Below are 15609 nucleotides of genomic sequence, written 5' to 3' on the forward strand. Positions count from 1 at the left end.
GCTCGAGTACCCCGAAGGGCCTTTCCGCTCGACTTGCATGTGTTAAGCACGCCGCCAGCGTTCGTCCTGAGCCAGGATCAAACTCTCCAAACAATGTCTGAGAAAGTTCACCCCAGCTGAAAGCACCCACCCCTGCCGTTTCCGGCGCCGCAAATGGCGTCGGGAAGTCAGGGCGGATGTATCAACCAAAGGAATCCGTCCCCCACCCAGTGGGTGGGATGGACGGGGTTGTGCATCATGCACTGGCTTTTAACACACTGTTGAGTTCTCAAGAAACGGACGCGTACACCCTTTGCCGGACCCGCGGGCCTGCCATCAGGGGCGTTCGTTTTTGTTTTATTGTATTCTTTCGTTGTGCCCTTATTCTTTCAGACCCGCTTTTTCATGTCAAACCGGCCCATGTTCAACCATTTGACTCGATCTTGCTTGTCTTAGAGAAATTCGGGCCGCCCTGTTTCCAGGACAACCCCTCAAACTTACCAGCCCTTGAGCGGCTCTGCGAACCGATCTTTGAAACCGTTGGTTTGAAAGGATCATCGGCCAACACGACGCAGCCATACTGAAGTCACCGGAGTGAACTAAGTGGTTTGCGCCGGACCTTGCCGACTTCGAAAGATTAGCAGTCCCCCAAGACCGCTCGGGCCGTAACCGCGAAGCTCACGAGGCAACGGAGACACACGACGGACACCCGGCGGACGCGCAGAGGACACAGAGAGACGCAGAGGGACGCAGAGGGACGTGCCCGGAGGATGCGCGGAAGACTCAGAGGGACTCAGAGGGGACCAGGAACCGAGTCCGGCGGGAAACATAGACTCGGCGGGGTGAGCAGCCAGACGCCGCCTACGGCGAAGAAGGTTCCCAGCGAGCGCGTGCACCACGGGGACACCGTGGTCGATGACTACGCGTGGCTGACGGTCAAGGACGATCCGGAGACTGTTGCCTACCTGGAGGCGGAGAACGCCTACACGCAACAGGCGACCGCGCATCTCAAGCCCCTGCAGGAGAAGCTCTTCCAGGAGATCAAGGATCGCACCCTGGAGACGGACCTGTCGGTCCCCACCCGCAAACGCGGCTGGTGGTACTACTCCCGGACCGAGGAGGGCAAGCAGTACGGCATCCAGTGCCGGGTGGCGGCCGATGGAGAGACGCCCCCCGAGCTGAAGGCCGGCGAGGCCCTCCCCGGTGAGGAGATCATGCTCGACGGCAACGAGCTCGCCGGAGACAACGACTTCTTCTCCATCGGCACCAGCTCGATCAGCCCCGACGGCACCCTGCTCGCCTACTCCGTCAATTTCACCGGAGACGAGCGCTTCACCCTGAAGGTGAAGAACCTCACCACCGGTGAGACCCTCTCCGACGAGATCCCCGGCATCTTCTACGGCGGAGCATGGTCGGCCGACGGCACCACGTTCTTCTACACGACGGTCGACGACGCCTGGCGGCCCAACCAGGTCCACCGGCACACGATCGGCACCCCGGCCGAGGACGACGTGCTCGTCCACGAGGAGAGCGACGAGCGGTTCTGGGTCGGCATCGGTCTCAGCCGCAGTGAGCGCTATCTGGTGCTCTCCGCCGGAAGCAAGATCACCAGTGAGATCCGCATCCTTGAGGCGGACGATCCGGCGGGTGAGTTCCGCGTCGTACGGCCTCGGGAGACCGGTGTCGAGTACGGCGTCGACCACGCGGGCGACCACTTCCTGGTCCTGCACAACCAGAACGCGGAGAACTTCGAGCTGGCCACCGCGCCGCTCGACGATCCCGGTAGCTGGACGCCGCTGATCGAGCACCGCGCGGACACCCGTCTGCTCGACATCGACGCCTTCCAGAACCACACCGTGGTGCACTTCCGCCGCGACGGGCTCACCGGCATCCGCATCCTGCCCCGGGACGCCGAGCCCTACGAGATCTCCTTCCCCGAGCCGATCTACGATGTCGCACCTTCGGGCAACCCGGAGTTCGGCACCGGGCGGCTCCGGCTGGGCTACACCAGCATGGTCACCCCGCCCTCGGTCTACGACTACGACCTCCAGGCGCGTGAGCTGGTCCTGCTCAAGCAGAAGGTCGTGCTCGGCGGCTACGACCCGGCCGACTACGAGCAGTTCCGCGAGTGGGCGACCGCCGAGGACGGGACCCGCATCCCCATCTCGATCGTGGTCAGGAAGGGCACGGACCGGCCCGCGCCCACCGTGCTGTACGGCTACGGCAGCTACGAGATGTCGATCGACCCGTCGTTCTCCATCGCGAGGCTCAGCCTGCTCGACAGGGGCTTCGTGTTCGCCATCGCGCACATCAGGGGCGGCGGCGAGATGGGCCGCCACTGGTACGAGGACGGCAAGTTCCAGAAGAAGAAGAACACCTTCACCGACTTCGTCGCCGCCGCCCGGCATCTCAGGGACGAGAGCTGGTCGAGCGCGATCATCGCCAGGGGCGGTTCGGCCGGCGGACTGCTCATGGGAGCGGTCGCCAACCTCGCGCCGGAGGTCTTCGCGGGCGTGGTGGCCCAGGTGCCGTTCGTGGACGCTCTGAACACGATCCTTGACCCGTCGCTGCCGCTGACCGTGATCGAATGGGACGAGTGGGGCGATCCTCTACATAATGCGGACGTGTATGAATATATGAAGTCATACACGCCCTACGAGAACGTGGACGACCGGGTCTATCCGCCGATCCTGGCCATCACCAGCCTCAACGACACCCGGGTCTTCTACCACGAGCCCGCCAAGTGGATCGCGAAGCTCCGCGATGTCGCGAACGGCGGGCCGTTCCTGCTCAAGACGGAGATGGACGCCGGGCACGGCGGCCGAAGCGGCAGGTACGACTCCTGGCGCGAAGAGGCCTTCACCCTCTCCTGGATCCTCGACACAGCCAAGGTGACCCAATGACATATCTCGCAGCCGACGACCGCTACGACGAGCGGCAGCCGTACAACAGGGTTGGCAGAAGCGGGCTCAAGCTGCCCGCGGTCTCCCTGGGGCTCTGGCACAACTTCGGCGACGACAAGCCCTTCGAAATCCAGCGGGACATCCTCAGGAGGGCCTTCGACCTGGGAGTGACCCACTTCGACCTGGCCAACAACTACGGCCCGCCGGCCGGCTCCGCGGAGACCAACTTCGGGCGGCACTTCCGCGAGGACTTCGCCCCGTACCGCGACGAGCTGGTCATCTCCACGAAGGCCGGATACGACATGTGGCCCGGCCCCTACGGCGAGTGGGGGTCGCGGAAGTATCTGCTGTCGAGCCTGGACCAGTCGCTGGAGCGGATGGGACTCGACTACGTCGACATCTTCTACAGCCACCGGTACGACCCGGAGACGCCGCTGGAGGAGACGATGGGAGCGCTGGACCACGCGGTCCGGTCGGGCAAGGCGCTCTACGCCGGCATCTCGTCCTACTCCCCGGAGCACACGGTCGAAGCCGCGCGGATCCTGAGGGAGATGGGCACGCCGCTGCTGATCCACCAGCCCTCCTACTCGATGCTCAACCGGTGGATCGAGGGCGGGCTGCTCGACGTCCTGGAGGAGGAGGGCGTGGGCTGTATCGCGTTCTCCCCGCTGGCGCAGGGAATGCTGACCGATCGCTACCTCGACGGCGTCCCCGAGGGCTCACGGGCCTCCCTGGGGCGCTTCCTCACACCCGAGATGCTCACCGACGAGACGATGCGGCACATCCGCACCCTCAACGGGATCGCGAGCAAGCGGGACCAGTCGCTCGCGCAGATGGCACTGGCCTGGGCGCTGCGCGACAAGCGTGTCACCTCGGTGCTGATCGGCGCGAGCAGCGTCGGGCAGCTGGAGAACAGCCTCGCGGCGGTGGAGAACCTGTCGTTCGCCGCCTATGAGCTGGAGGCGATCGACCGGGACGCGGTCGAGGCGGGCGTCAACATCTGGGCCGCGTCCAGCCAGGCCTGACCCCACCGTCCCCACCCTTCGGAGAAAAACCCCCGCAGGACCCGTGAGGGTCTCGTCAAAGGGCCTCGTGTCGCTGCAGGTAGGTGAACGAGGCCCAGCCGGGGAGCACCGGCAGCCAGAAGGTGAGCAGCCGGAACAGCAGCACGGCCGAGGTGGCGACCTCGTAGGTGAGGCCCGAGAGCGTCAGGCCGAGCGAGAGGGCGCCCTCGACCGCGCCGAGGCCTCCGGGGGTGGGGGCGGCCGAGCCGATGGCGTTGCCCGCGAGGAAGACGATGGCCACGGCGGCGAAGCTCAGGGAGCCGCCGAAGGCGTGGACGCAGGCGTCGAGGCAGACCACAAAGAAGATCGTCAGCAGCAGGGTGCCGGTGAACCCCTGGATGATCTTGCGAGGTGACTGGATCACGTCCAGCAGCCTCGGGATGACGCCGGAGAACAGCGGGCGCAGGCGCGTGATGATCAGGCGGCGCAGCCGGGGGATGCCCATGATGACCACGATGAGCACGGCCGCGGCGAGCAGCGTGATCACCAGCGTGCGCGACGGGGTGAACGACGTGGCGGCGCTGGAGCCGGTGACGTAGGCGAACAGCAGGAGCAGCACGATGTGGAAGGCCAGGCCGATGAGCTGGGAGGCTCCGACACTGGCCACCGCCTGGCCCGGCGGGATGCCGCGCTTCTGCAGGTAGCGGGTGTTGATGGCGACGCCGCTCACCGCCGCGGGGGCGACCAGCTTCACGAACGATCCGGCGAACTGGACGAGCACGGTCCGGCCGAGCGGGAGTCTCTCGGGCACGAAGCCCATCAGCATCAGCGCGGCGGCGACGTAGCTCAGCATCGCGGCGCCCAGCGCCACGCCGGTCCAGCCCCACTTGGCCGACGTGATCATGTTCAGGTTGATCTGGGTCAGGTAGTAGACCAGGAAGTACGCGGCGAAGGCGCTGCCGATGATGGTGATCAGGGTCCGGGGGCGGAAGCGCTCCAGACGGACCCCTTCGACCTCGGCCTCGGCCTTGGGTTCGAGCTCGACGATCCGTTCGCGGATCGCGGTCAGCAGCCCCTTGTTCTTGGACAGCGCGGCCCTGGTCTCGCGGGTGAGCGCGATCCGCTGGAGCAGCGGGAGCGCGCCGGCCAGCGCGCTCGGGCCGGCCGCACGCGCGGCCGCGTCGACCGCGCGCTCGGCGCCGACGCGCAGGCTGAGATAGGTGAGCAGCTGAGCGATGTCGAGGCGGAGCAGCAGGTCTCCTGCGGCGATCTCACCGCTGCGGGCGTCCATGAGAATGACACGGCCGTCGTTGTCGACGTGGATGCTGTCGCCGGTCAGCCTCCGGTGGGCGAGCCTCTGGACCTGCAGGAGCAGGACCTGCTCCCAGATCTGGGCGAGCAGGTTGTCGTCGATCTCCTCGTCGGGGATCTCGTCGAGCGCGCGGGTGTCGGTGTGCTCGTAGGCGAGCAGCGCGGCCTCGGTGCCGATCTCGCTGGTGCCGACGAGCCGGGGTGTGCTCGCCCCGGCGGCCTGCGCGGCGTACGCCATGAGGGCTTCGCGCTCCAGCTCGGGACGGAGCGAGCGGATGGCCCTGCGACGGGTCTCGGTGTTGAGCCGGATACGCCGCCAGAGCCGGTAGAGCAGCCCGGCGACCTGACGGTCGCGGTCGAGCACGGTGACGTCGAGGCGGCTGCCGTCCTTGAGGCCGATGGCGTATCGGCGGCTGCTCTGGTGGTCGTCGTCCAGCCTGCGGGCCTTGACCGGCTTGAAACCCAGCTTGCGGATCGCCGCGACGATCGCGCTGCCCGGCGGCCGGGTGTTGGGGCTGCCGACGCCGTACAGGATCGCGTAGCCGACCGCCAGTCCGAGAAGGATGGAGACGACGATGCCGAGGATGGTGGCGGCCGTCGCGGCGAACAGGGCGACCGCGTTGAGGGCGACCGCGCTCCACAGGGCCGCCCGCCAGGTGGGACGGCGGGATATTCGTACGGCGGTGACGTAGGCGATGACCGGGGTGAGCAGGGTGTTGATCGGCTCGACCTCGCTCCGGCCACCGGTCAGCAGGAGCCGTAGATCCCCCGGGCCCGCGTGGAGGATCCATTCGCCGAGGGCGAAGGAGAGCACCATCCCGGCGATGGCCGCGAAGAGTCCCTCGGCCACCCGCAGGCCGTCGCGGTGGAGAACCCTCTCGATCGCGAAGGCGGCGGGGACGCCCAGCATGGCCGCTCCGCTCAGCACCCCGGCCAGGCCGCTCAGCAGGAACGGCGCCCGGTTCGTGCCGTCCGTGACGTCACCTTCGAGGCCGTTGAGAGTCTTCTGCGCGACGAGCGCGAGCAGCACCACGGCCGTCAGTCCCAGCACGGTGGCCAAAAACCGCAACAGGTCGGAGGCGCGGCGGATCCGCTGCGGGAGCAACGGCTCGACAACGAGCACGACGGAATCATCGCCCGTCGATCGCCCCGCGCCATCGATGGACGTCATCTCGTCCCATTGCTTGATTTCTGTCACCGCCAGCGATTCTGCCCGGTTCGTATTACAAGTGCGTCATCGATCATCATTACAAGTGCGTCACTGATCTTCTTCTCCAGTGTCCACAATTGAAATTATGCGTATCTCAGTGGCCTCCGACAGCCTCGACGGCGTGGCTTCCATCTTGATCTCTGAAATCGAAGAAAGAGGTCACACGGTGATACCCCACGGTGCCGTGACCGATGAACGAACCGACTGGGCATGGTGCTGTTCTCGTGCCGCCGAGGACGTCTCCTCAGGTGTGGCCGATCAGGCGATCGTGTGCTGCTGGACCGGGACCGGGGCGTCGATCGCCGCGAACAAGGTGCCGGGGGTCCGGGCGGCCCTCTGCTCGGACGCGGCGACCGCTGCCGGAGCCCGGCGATGGAACGACGCCAACGTGCTGGCGATCAGCCTCCGGTTGATCTCGGCGCCCCTGTTGGAGGAGATCCTGGATGCCTGGTTCGCCGCGAGTGCCAGCCTCGACGAGAACGATCAGGCGAACATAGCGTACCTGTCCGAGATCGAGAATTGACCCTCCGAACTGCGGCGATGCTGGATCAATGAGGCTAAGGCCTGAAAAGCTGATCATCATGCGCTGTCGTCCGTTCGCCACCGCCTATGCCCCCTGCGGGGTTCCGTCCAACGATCGCGATCGTTCTCGCCGCGTCGCGTCTCATCGTGAGCGCAGGAGGCCGCCCGCCCCGCTCTCGCCAGAGGAGTTCCGTGTGCGCGCCCGCAGAGGGCTGCTGGCCGCGATCACCGCGGCGTCGGTCCTGGCCCTGCCCGTCGTCGTCCCTCTCCCCGCCGTCGCGGAGGCGGCTCTCGGAATGTCCCGGTCCGCCGGGACGCCGGCCGCGGAACCGGACCTCGAAGCGTCCGGCACGGCGGTCGACGTAGCGGCGATCAAGCGTCATCTGGAACAGCTTCAGAAAATCGCCGACGCCAACGGCGGTACCCGCGCCTCGGGCACCCCCGGCCACGAGGCCTCCGTCACCTATGTCGCCGGCGTGTTACGTTCCGCCGGGTATCAGGTCACCCTGCAGGAGTTCGAGTTCCCGTTCTTCCGTGACATCACGGAGCCCACGCTCAAGCGGGTGTCACCCGAGGCCAAGACCTATGTGCGCAAGGTCGACTTCAGGACCATGACCTACTCCGGATCGGGGAACGTCACGGCTCCCGTGCAAGGAGTGGACCTGGTCCTGCCGCCGTCCCCCAGGCCGAGTTCCACCTCCGGCTGCGAGGCGAGCGACTTCGCCGGGTTCATCTCGGGGAACATCGCGTTGATCCAGCGCGGCACCTGTCCTTTCCAGGTCAAGGCCGAGCTCGCCCAGGCGGCCGGCGCCTCGGGCGTGATCCTCTTCAACGAGGGTCAGCCCGACCTGCTCCCCGACGACCGCAGGGGCCTGATGGGTGGCACGCTCGGCGCCCCCACCACGAACATCCCGGTCGTCGCCACCACCTTCGCCGCCGGCGAGGAGCTGGCCGCCGCCGGGACGACCGTGACGCTCGTCACGAACACCGAGGGCGATCCGCACCGCAGGACGCGCAACGTCCTGGCCGATAGCCGCTGGGGCGACCCGAACAAGATCGTCATGCTCGGCGCCCATCTGGACAGCGTCGCGGACGGGCCCGGCGTCAACGACAACGGCTCCGGCACCGCGGGCATTCTGGAGACGGCGCTGACCATGCGCGACACACAGACCAGGAACAGGCTCCGCTTCGCCTTCTGGGGGGCGGAGGAGCTGGGCCTGCTCGGTTCCAAGCACTACGTGGCGGGCCTCCCCGCCGCGGAGAAGGCGAAGATCAAGATGTACCTGAACTTCGACATGATCGCCTCGCCGAACCACATCATCGGGATCTACGACGGTGACAACTCCGACGCGACCGGCGCCCCCGCGGGTCCTCCGGGCTCGGACCAGATCGAGAAGTTCTTCGAGGACCACTTCACGAGGTCCGACCTGCCGTACGTCGGCACCGACTTCACCGGCCGCTCCGACTACGGTCCGTTCATCGGGGTGGGCATCCCCTCGGGGGGCCTGTTCACCGGCGCCGAGGGCCTCAAGACCGCCGCCGAGGCGGCCGCGTTCGGCGGCCAGGCCGGGGTCGCCTACGACGTGTGCTACCACAAGGCGTGCGACACCATCGCCAACATCAACGACAGGGCTCTGGCGGCGAACGCCGGTGCGATCACGGCGGCGGCGCTCGCCTACGCCCGCAGCCGCAAACTGCCCGGCGGTGACGTCGCCGTCGTCTCCGCCCCCGTTCTTCCTGTCCTTCCCGGCCTGGGAGGCGGTGCGGCCGGTCTCGAATCCGACCACGACCACACCGTCGTCTCCAGGTAGCGCCCGCACAGTGACGGATCACCCGTCACCTCGTGGGAAGCGCCTCGTGGGAAGCGCCTCAACCGTCGTCCCCGGTAGCGCCCGTACGGCGACGGGTCACCCGTCGCCGTACGGGAAGCGGCTCGACGCCTTGTGGAAGACGGCTCGTGGAAGGCGGGGAGGGCGCGGAAGCCGTACCCTCTCCTCCTCCCGTTTTGCGCGCGGCTACAGTCGAGGGCATGTCGTTGGGTGAATTGCGAGTGTTGGGGGCATGTCCGCTGGACTGCCCGGACACCTGTTCGTGGGTGGTGACCGTTCAAGACGGCAAGGCCGTCAAGATGCGTGGCAATCCCGACCACCCCTACACCCGCGGCGCGCTCTGCGTGAAGGTCAACCGCTATCTGGAGCACACCCAGGCGCCCGACCGCATCCTCCATCCGATGCGGCGGATCGGGCCCAAGGGATCCGGCAGGTTCGAGCGGATCAGCTGGGACGAGGCCCTGGAGGAGATCTCCGTACGGCTGCGCGGGATCGTCGACGAGCACGGCGGCGCGGCCATCTGGCCGTACGTGGGCACCGGCACGCTCGGCTACGTCCAGGGATCCGAGGGGGTGGCCGGTCGGCGCTTCTGGAACGTGCTCGGAGCCTCCCGGCACTTCCTGAACATCTGCTCGGCGGCCGGAAACACCGGGCTGTCGCGGATCAACGGCACGCCCGGCGGCATGGATCCGGAGACCTTCGCCCTGTCGAAGCTGATCCTGCTCTGGGGCACGAACACGCTGACCAGCGGACACCACCTCTGGAAGTTCATCCAGGACGCCCGCGCGGACGGGGCGCACGTGGTGGCGATCGACCCGATCCGCACCCGGACCGCCGAGCAGGCCGACGAGCACCTGCCGATCCGGCCCGGCACCGACGCCGCCCTCGCGCTCGGGCTGATGAACGTCGTCCTCTCCGAGGGGATGGAAGACCGGGACTACCTGGAGAACCACACGAACGGCTGGGAGAACCTCCGCGCGGAGATCCTGCGGTATCCCCCGGCGCGCGTGGCGGAGATCACCGGGCTGCCCGAGCCGGACATCCGGGCCCTGGGCGTACGGCTGGCGCACACCCGGCCCACCGGCATCCGGGCCACGATGGGCATCCAGCGGCACGCGGGCGGCGGCACCACGATGCGCACGATCGCCGCCATCCCGGGGGTGACCGGCGACTGGCGCCATCCCGGTGGGGGGATCGCGTACTCCACCAGCGGGCACATCCACCTGAACATCGACACCCGCGACGATCTGCTGGCCGAGCCGGTCCGCACGCTCACCATGACCCGGCTGGCCGACGAGCTGGACGAGTCGGTGAAGTGCCTGTGGGTGTACGCGGCCAACCCGATGAGCTCCACCGCCGACCAGAACCGCATCCGCGAGAAGCTGCTGCGCGAGGACCTGTTCACGGTCGTGATGGAGCAGTTCCCGACCGACACCGTGGACTACGCCGACATCGTGCTGCCCGCGACCATGCAGATCGAGCACACCGACCTGCACGCGGGCTACGGGCACATGTATCTGATGTGGAACGAGCCCGCCGTCGAGCCGCCGGGCGAGTGCCTGTCCACCGCGGAGACGTTCCGCCGCCTGGCCCGGCACATGGGCCTCACCGAGCCGTCCCTGTACGACTCCGACCTGGAGCTGGCCGAGCAGCTGCTCTCCTCCGGTCACCCGTCCCTGACGGGCATCACGGTGGACCGGCTACGCAAGGAGGGCTGGGTCCGGCTCAATGTGCCGCAGCCGTTCGTGCCCTTCACCGACGGCTTTCCGACGCCCTCGGGGAGGATGGAGTTCGGCTCGGAGCCCGCGTACGTCCCCTCGCACACGGCCTCGGCCACGCGCGGGGCGTATCCGCTGACGCTGATCACCCCCGCCTCCCACACGTTCCTCAACACCATTTTCGCCAACAACCCCGAGCTGCTGCGGCGCTCGAAGGGGCCTCGGATCCTGGTCAATCCGGCGGACGCCTCGCGACGGGATCTGAGCGACGGGCAGCGGGCCCGGGTGTTCAACGACAACGGCGAGTTCGAGGCCGTGGTGGAGGTCAGCGACAAGGTGCAGCCCGGCGTGGTGGCCTCCACGAAGGGGCACTGGCGCAAGTTGAGCCGGGGTGGCTCGACGGCGAACGCGGTCGTGGACGCACGCGACGCCGACATGGGCCGGGGCGCCGTCTACCACGACAACCTGGTCGAGCTCAGTCCCTGTACTTCTTGATGAAGGCCATGACGGTGTCGAGCACCTTCGATCCCTGATCGCCGGTGAAGAGCTGGCTGGCGTGATCCCTGCTGGGGAGGGTGACCAGCCGGCGGTCGGCCGACTTCACGGCCGCGTCGTGGGCGGCCTGGACCATGTCGAGCGGGGCGAGGCCGTCCTGATCTCCGCCGACCTGGAGGAAGGGCGCCTTGAGCCCGGCGACGTCCTCGGGCTGGACCACCCCGGAGACGCTGACGACCCCGGCCACCGGGAACGTCAGCGCGCCGGCCGCGAGGGCGGAGAGGCGTCCGCCCATCGACCCACCGACCAGGAACACCTTCGTGACGCCCTCCTTGCGCAGCCGCTCGGCCATCGCGACGGTGTCCTCCTCGGGCTCCACCATGTTGTTCCGTTTGAACAGCAGGACCCGATGTCCCGCGTCGACCAGCCGGTCGGCCAGCGGGAGCCAGTCGCAGACCTTGCCCCGGCGCTCGTAGGAGACGACCACTCCCGCGGATCCCTTGCCCATGATCACGCCCAGGGTGGTGTTGCCGTCCCGCGTGTACTCGAAGACCTTTCCTGTCTCCTCGGTGACGCAGCCGTCGATGTTCACCCCGGTGGGACTCGGAACGGCGGTCGGGCCGCGGGTCGATCCGGAGGCCGAAGGCGATGCGGGGCCCGCACCCTGGCTGCCGGCGGTGCCCCCGCAGGCCGCCAGTAACAGGAGCAGACCCATCAGGCCCACCGCTTGTCTTCTCATCGACCTCTCCTCAACTATGTCTAATCTGACATAGTTGAGGAGATCGCATCGACGGTCAAGCCGCATGAGAGGCTGACAGCGATGACCTCAACACTCGGATACGCGATCCTCGCGATACTCGCCCGTCACCCGAGATCGGGATATGAGCTGTCCACGGCCATGAGCCGTCCGCTCGGCTACTTCTGGACGGCGCGGCACAGCCAGATCCACCCGGAGCTGCAACGCCTGGTGGCCGCGCGACAGGTCAGCTTCGAGCAGGTCCCGGGCCCGGGACCGCAGGACAAGAAGATCTACTCCCTCACGGACGAGGGGTTGGCCGCGCTGAGGCAGTGGGTGGTCGAACCGCCGCAGATCCGCCCGGAGCGCGACGAGATGGTGCTCAAAACCTACGCCGCGTGGCTCGCCGACCCCGCCGAACTCATCAGGCTCTTCCGCGACCAGCTTGAGGCACACGAGCGGCGGCTGTCCTCCTACGAGGAGCAGCGGGCGTCGATGCCGGAGGCACCCGCCCACGGCAGCCCGGCGTTCGGCAACTACGCGACCCTGTGGTGCGGGATCAGCTACGAGAACCATCGCATCGCCTGGTGCCGCTGGATGATCGGTCAGCTCGGCACGGACCGCGACCTTCTCGAGAAAAACGATCAGCTCAGCGCGAGCTTGTATCCCTCGTGGGACGCGGTGAAGCCGAGCGAGTCGTAGAACCGGTGGGCGTCCTTGCGGGACTTGTCCGTGGTGAGCTGGACCAGGGCGCAGCCGCGGACCCGCCCGCGGTCGAGGGCCCACTCCATCATCTTCCTGCCCAGTCCCTGTCCGCGCAGATCGGAGGCGACGCGGACCGCCTCGATCTGCATCCGGAGCGCGCCCCGGCGGGAGATGCCGGGGATGTAGGTGAGCTGCATGGTGCCCACGACCTCGCCGTCCAGCTCCGCGACGATCAGCTCGTTGTTGGGGTCGGCGTCGATGACGTCGAAGGCGGCACGGTGCTCGTCGCCGAAGGTTCCCTGGCGGGCCGCGGCGACGACGTCGTCGGCGAGCATGGCCACGATGAGCGGGACGTCTTCGGCACGGGCGATACGGAAGTCCACTGGCATACCGACCAACCTATCCAGCGCGGAAACGGATCCCTTAACCCGGCAGAGCGGCCACAGCCGAAGAGGACTCCGAGACGCGGGCACGGATCCCTTGACCCGGCAGGCCGGCCACGGCCCAAGGGGGCTTCCAGACGCGAGCGCGGAGACCGGGACCGCCTGTCGATTCGACCAACTGCCACGGCCTCGGCTCGTTGGTTTCCGTACAGGTCCCGGATACGACAACCCTGGGAACAATCAGGGTTGCTCCCCGATGTGCACAAGGGACTCGAAAGGGCAACCTGAAGGCATGAAAGACGAACTGACTCGACAGGACGAGATGTCCCTCGCCGGAGCGGCCCTGCGCGGAGCTCCCTGGAAGGCCGCCACGGTGGCCGGTGGCGCGGTCGCGGCCACCAGTTTCGGCCTGGGCGCGATCTCTGGAAGCGCCGATCTGACCTGGGCGATGACGGTCGGCATCGGCCTCTTCGCTCTCATCGCGGCCATCGGCTCGGTCAGCAAGCCCAACGTCGGCGACCGGGTGACCCGGCAGGCCCGGCTCTGGGCGCAGCGCCACCCCTGGAAATTCTCCCTCTACCCCGCGCTCGGCGCCGCGGCGCTCATGTATCCGGTCCAGCTCATCGTCGACGGCGAGGGCGTGTTCGGCGCGGCGCTGGACGCGCTCCAGGGCGGGGTCCTGGTCTACCTGATCACGGCGATCGTGGCTCTGGCCTTCAGGGGACGGGGCCAGTCGTCCCTGCCTCCCGGCCGCTGAACGGCATTGGGACCTGCGCGCGTCAGTCTGATCGCGGCACCCGGCGGCCTCGACGTGTTCGCCCTCGCCGCCGCGCTGCCGCACTCCACCCCGGACGCAGGCCGGGCCCCGCGGCCCGGATCCTTCCGGTAAGGGCCCCCGCGCCCTACCGGCCGAACCCCCTACGACTTCTCGTACGCGGCACGGCAGACACAGAACTCGTTGCCCTCCGGGTCGAGCATGACCACCCAGCCCTTGTCGTCGGGGTCGCGCCGTTCCTCGTGGATCACGGCGCCCAGCCCCACCAGCCGCTCGACCTCCTGATCACGGGTTGTGCCATCGGATCCGGTGACGTCCAGGTGCAGGCGGTTCTTGGCCGACTTCCCCTCGGGAACCCTGATGAACAGCAGATTCGGCTTGCCCTGGAGAAGGACTTCGTCGTCCTCTTTCCCGTCGTCCGGGTGGATCTCCCAGCCGGTCGCCCTGCTCCAGAAGGTCGCCAGCTCGTACGGCTGGGCGCAGTCGAAAGTCACGAAGTGAACGTCAATCATGCGCCCACCCAACTCGACACCACCTAAGCTGTCAAGCAGGTTTTCGACACCGCCCATGCCGTAAAGCAGGTTACGGAATGCACCGCTCGGCATCAGCCGTCTTGACGTCCCGGCCGGCACCCGTTCAGCGCTCTCGCCCGTGCCAGGTCGGCGCCTCCGGCCGGCACTCCGGGGTACGGCGTCCCCGGTGTCAGTGCCCGCCACCGGCGAGGTTGAGACCGACGATGCCGGCGACGATGAGCAGGATCGAGGCGACCTTGAGAAACGACACGTCGTCACCCAGGAAGAGCATTCCGAGTGTGGCGGTGCCGACGGCGCCTATGCCGGTCCAGACGGCGTAGGCCGTACCGATCTCCAGGCTTCTGAGCCCCATCGCGAGCAGGGCGAAGCTGAGAAAGGCGAAGATCAAGAATCCGAAACTCGGCAACGGCACGGAGAATCCGTTGCTCATCTTGAGTGAATACGCCATTGCGACTTCGAACAGACCGGCGATGACGATGACGATCCAGGCCATGACGACTCCTCTATAAAGATCTATAAGGAGCGTCGTCTTTTCAGTCCGGGTACGGCGCGTCTCGTCCGGGAGGCCTCCCCGCTGGGGGCTCTGTTATGGGAACGGGGCAGATCTCACATTGATTCCCACCAGAGGGTGAACCACTGGTCGCGGGGCACCGGCCACATGTCCAATTCGATCACGGTCGCGATCACCTCGTCGGCCCGGTCCCGGCCGAGGCAGAGCCTCCGGCAGGCGCTCTCCGCCAGCTCGTCCAGATCGGCGAAACGGGTCAGCGGCGCCAGGCGCCGCTCGTGGCGGACCTCGTGGCCGAGTGCCTCCGCCGTGGCGATCACGTCGTGGACCGTGGGCCGCGCCGGGCGGGTGATGCCGTGGAAGTGCTGCCAGAGGGGGTTGAGCCAGCTCATCGGGTGCCGTTCGGTGAGCTCCAGGACGACTCGACGGCGAGCGTGGGCGGACAGCTCGGTGAGAAAGCCGGACAGGTCAGGCACGTTGTAGACGACGTGCGCGGCGACCGCGACGTCCGCCACCGGGGTCTCGGCCGCGACGTCGGGCCAGCGTCCGTTGACGATCCGGGTCGGGACGCCCAGCCTGGCCGCCCGGGACGTCAGCTCGGCCAGCATCGCGGCGGAGGGGTCCACCGCGATCAGCTCTCCCAGGTTCGCGGCCAGCGGAAGTGACGCCGCCCCGCTGCCCGCGCCCACGTCCAGCACGCTCCCGCCCCGCGGAAGCGCCTCGGCGACCCGTGTCAGGGTCGGCCCCTCGGGGTCGGCGAGGGCGCGATCGGTCCGCTCGGCGAAGCGCGCCGGTGAGTAGCCCCAGGGATCGACCGGGGCCTTCGCCGCGATCTCCTCCGGAATCCCCCACCCCGCGAGGTCGGCCCGCCACTGTTCGTCCATTCGAAGAGCCTAGAAGAGCCGGCCGGGCCGGTCGATCGACGCCTGGCCGTAGATACGTGGCGGATCGGTCGATCGGCGCCCGGCCGCAGGTGTGGCGAACGCCGCAATTAAACA

Annotated in this window: 13 protein-coding genes, 1 rRNA gene and 1 riboswitch; of the genes, 7 read left to right on the forward strand and 7 right to left on the reverse strand. The window is 67.8% G+C overall.

The features are described 5' to 3' along the window. Window positions 1-93, reverse strand: a 16S ribosomal RNA gene (locus CHC08_RS31905); the annotation flags it as partial. A gap of 728 nt (window positions 94-821) precedes the next feature. Between CHC08_RS31905 and CHC08_RS31910 the strand changes: the two genes are divergently transcribed. Continuing rightward, window positions 822-2882, forward strand: a complete 2061-nt coding sequence (locus tag CHC08_RS31910) for a S9 family peptidase (RefSeq protein ID WP_089211096.1) — start codon at window positions 822-824, stop codon at window positions 2880-2882. Beyond that, window positions 2879-3907, forward strand: coding sequence for an L-glyceraldehyde 3-phosphate reductase (gene mgrA / locus CHC08_RS31915; RefSeq protein ID WP_089211097.1), 1029 nt, complete (start codon window positions 2879-2881; stop codon window positions 3905-3907). Before CHC08_RS31910 ends, mgrA begins: the two co-directional genes overlap by 4 nt. Before the next feature lie 55 nt (window positions 3908-3962). On the opposite strand, the gene CHC08_RS31920 is transcribed toward mgrA, so the two are convergent. Beyond that, window positions 3963-6320 carry a lysylphosphatidylglycerol synthase transmembrane domain-containing protein gene (locus tag CHC08_RS31920; protein WP_245878686.1) on the reverse strand — a complete coding sequence of 786 codons (2358 nt, stop codon included), beginning with the start codon at window positions 6318-6320 and terminating at the stop codon, window positions 3963-3965. Between the two features lie 154 nt (window positions 6321-6474). Here CHC08_RS31920 and CHC08_RS31925 point away from each other — a divergent pair, with 154 nt between their 5' ends. The 3 genes from CHC08_RS31925 to CHC08_RS31935 all read left to right on the forward strand — a co-directional run bounded on the left by CHC08_RS31925 (window position 6475) and on the right by CHC08_RS31935 (window position 10971). After that, window positions 6475-6930 carry an RpiB/LacA/LacB family sugar-phosphate isomerase gene (locus CHC08_RS31925; protein ID WP_275937221.1) on the forward strand — a complete coding sequence of 152 codons (456 nt, stop codon included), beginning with the start codon at window positions 6475-6477 and terminating at the stop codon, window positions 6928-6930. Window positions 6931-7123: 193 nt separating this feature from the next. Further along, window positions 7124-8740: a M28 family metallopeptidase gene (locus CHC08_RS31930; RefSeq protein ID WP_245878687.1), complete on the forward strand. Its 1617-nt coding sequence runs from the start codon at window positions 7124-7126 to the stop codon at window positions 8738-8740. Window positions 8741-8958: 218 nt separating this feature from the next. Next, window positions 8959-10971 carry a molybdopterin-containing oxidoreductase family protein gene (locus CHC08_RS31935; RefSeq protein WP_089211101.1) on the forward strand — a complete coding sequence of 671 codons (2013 nt, stop codon included), beginning with the start codon at window positions 8959-8961 and terminating at the stop codon, window positions 10969-10971. On the opposite strand, the gene CHC08_RS31940 is transcribed toward CHC08_RS31935, so the two are convergent. Continuing rightward, window positions 10952-11710, reverse strand: a complete 759-nt coding sequence (locus CHC08_RS31940) for an alpha/beta hydrolase (RefSeq protein ID WP_143653414.1) — start codon at window positions 11708-11710, stop codon at window positions 10952-10954. The genes CHC08_RS31935 and CHC08_RS31940 overlap by 20 nt on opposite strands. Window positions 11711-11791: 81 nt before the next feature. On the opposite strand from CHC08_RS31940, the gene CHC08_RS31945 reads away from it, so the two are divergent. Continuing rightward, entirely contained in the window at window positions 11792-12409 is a 618-nt protein-coding gene (locus tag CHC08_RS31945) for a PadR family transcriptional regulator (RefSeq protein WP_089211103.1), read from the forward strand. On the opposite strand, the gene CHC08_RS31950 is transcribed toward CHC08_RS31945, so the two are convergent. After that, window positions 12352-12801 carry a GNAT family N-acetyltransferase gene (locus tag CHC08_RS31950; RefSeq protein WP_089211104.1) on the reverse strand — a complete coding sequence of 150 codons (450 nt, stop codon included), beginning with the start codon at window positions 12799-12801 and terminating at the stop codon, window positions 12352-12354. The two genes, CHC08_RS31945 and CHC08_RS31950, sit on opposite strands and share 58 nt — an antisense overlap. A gap of 286 nt (window positions 12802-13087) precedes the next feature. Here CHC08_RS31950 and CHC08_RS31955 point away from each other — a divergent pair, with 286 nt between their 5' ends. Further along, on the forward strand, window positions 13088-13552 hold the full coding sequence (locus CHC08_RS31955) for a hypothetical protein (RefSeq protein ID WP_089211105.1): 465 nt from the start codon (window positions 13088-13090) through the stop codon (window positions 13550-13552). A gap of 161 nt (window positions 13553-13713) precedes the next feature. Here the strand turns inward: CHC08_RS31955 and CHC08_RS31960 are convergent, their stop codons facing one another. The 3 genes from CHC08_RS31960 to CHC08_RS31970 all read right to left on the reverse strand — a co-directional run bounded on the left by CHC08_RS31960 (window position 13714) and on the right by CHC08_RS31970 (window position 15495). After that, entirely contained in the window at window positions 13714-14082 is a 369-nt protein-coding gene (locus CHC08_RS31960) for a VOC family protein (RefSeq protein WP_089211106.1), read from the reverse strand. A gap of 190 nt (window positions 14083-14272) precedes the next feature. Continuing rightward, window positions 14273-14596 carry a DMT family transporter gene (locus CHC08_RS31965; protein ID WP_089211107.1) on the reverse strand — a complete coding sequence of 108 codons (324 nt, stop codon included), beginning with the start codon at window positions 14594-14596 and terminating at the stop codon, window positions 14273-14275. A gap of 26 nt (window positions 14597-14622) precedes the next feature. After that, window positions 14623-14690: riboswitch (guanidine-III (ykkC-III) riboswitch) on the reverse strand. 19 nt (window positions 14691-14709) lie between these two features. After that, the gene (locus CHC08_RS31970) at window positions 14710-15495 is read right to left on the reverse strand and encodes a class I SAM-dependent methyltransferase (protein ID WP_089211108.1); all 786 of its coding nucleotides are present in this window, start codon (window positions 15493-15495) and stop codon (window positions 14710-14712) included. Window positions 15496-15609 lie beyond the last annotated feature (114 nt).

The organism is Streptosporangium subroseum (genome assembly GCF_900188345.1).
In the GTDB taxonomy this organism is placed as follows: domain Bacteria; phylum Actinomycetota; class Actinomycetes; order Streptosporangiales; family Streptosporangiaceae; genus Streptosporangium; species Streptosporangium subroseum.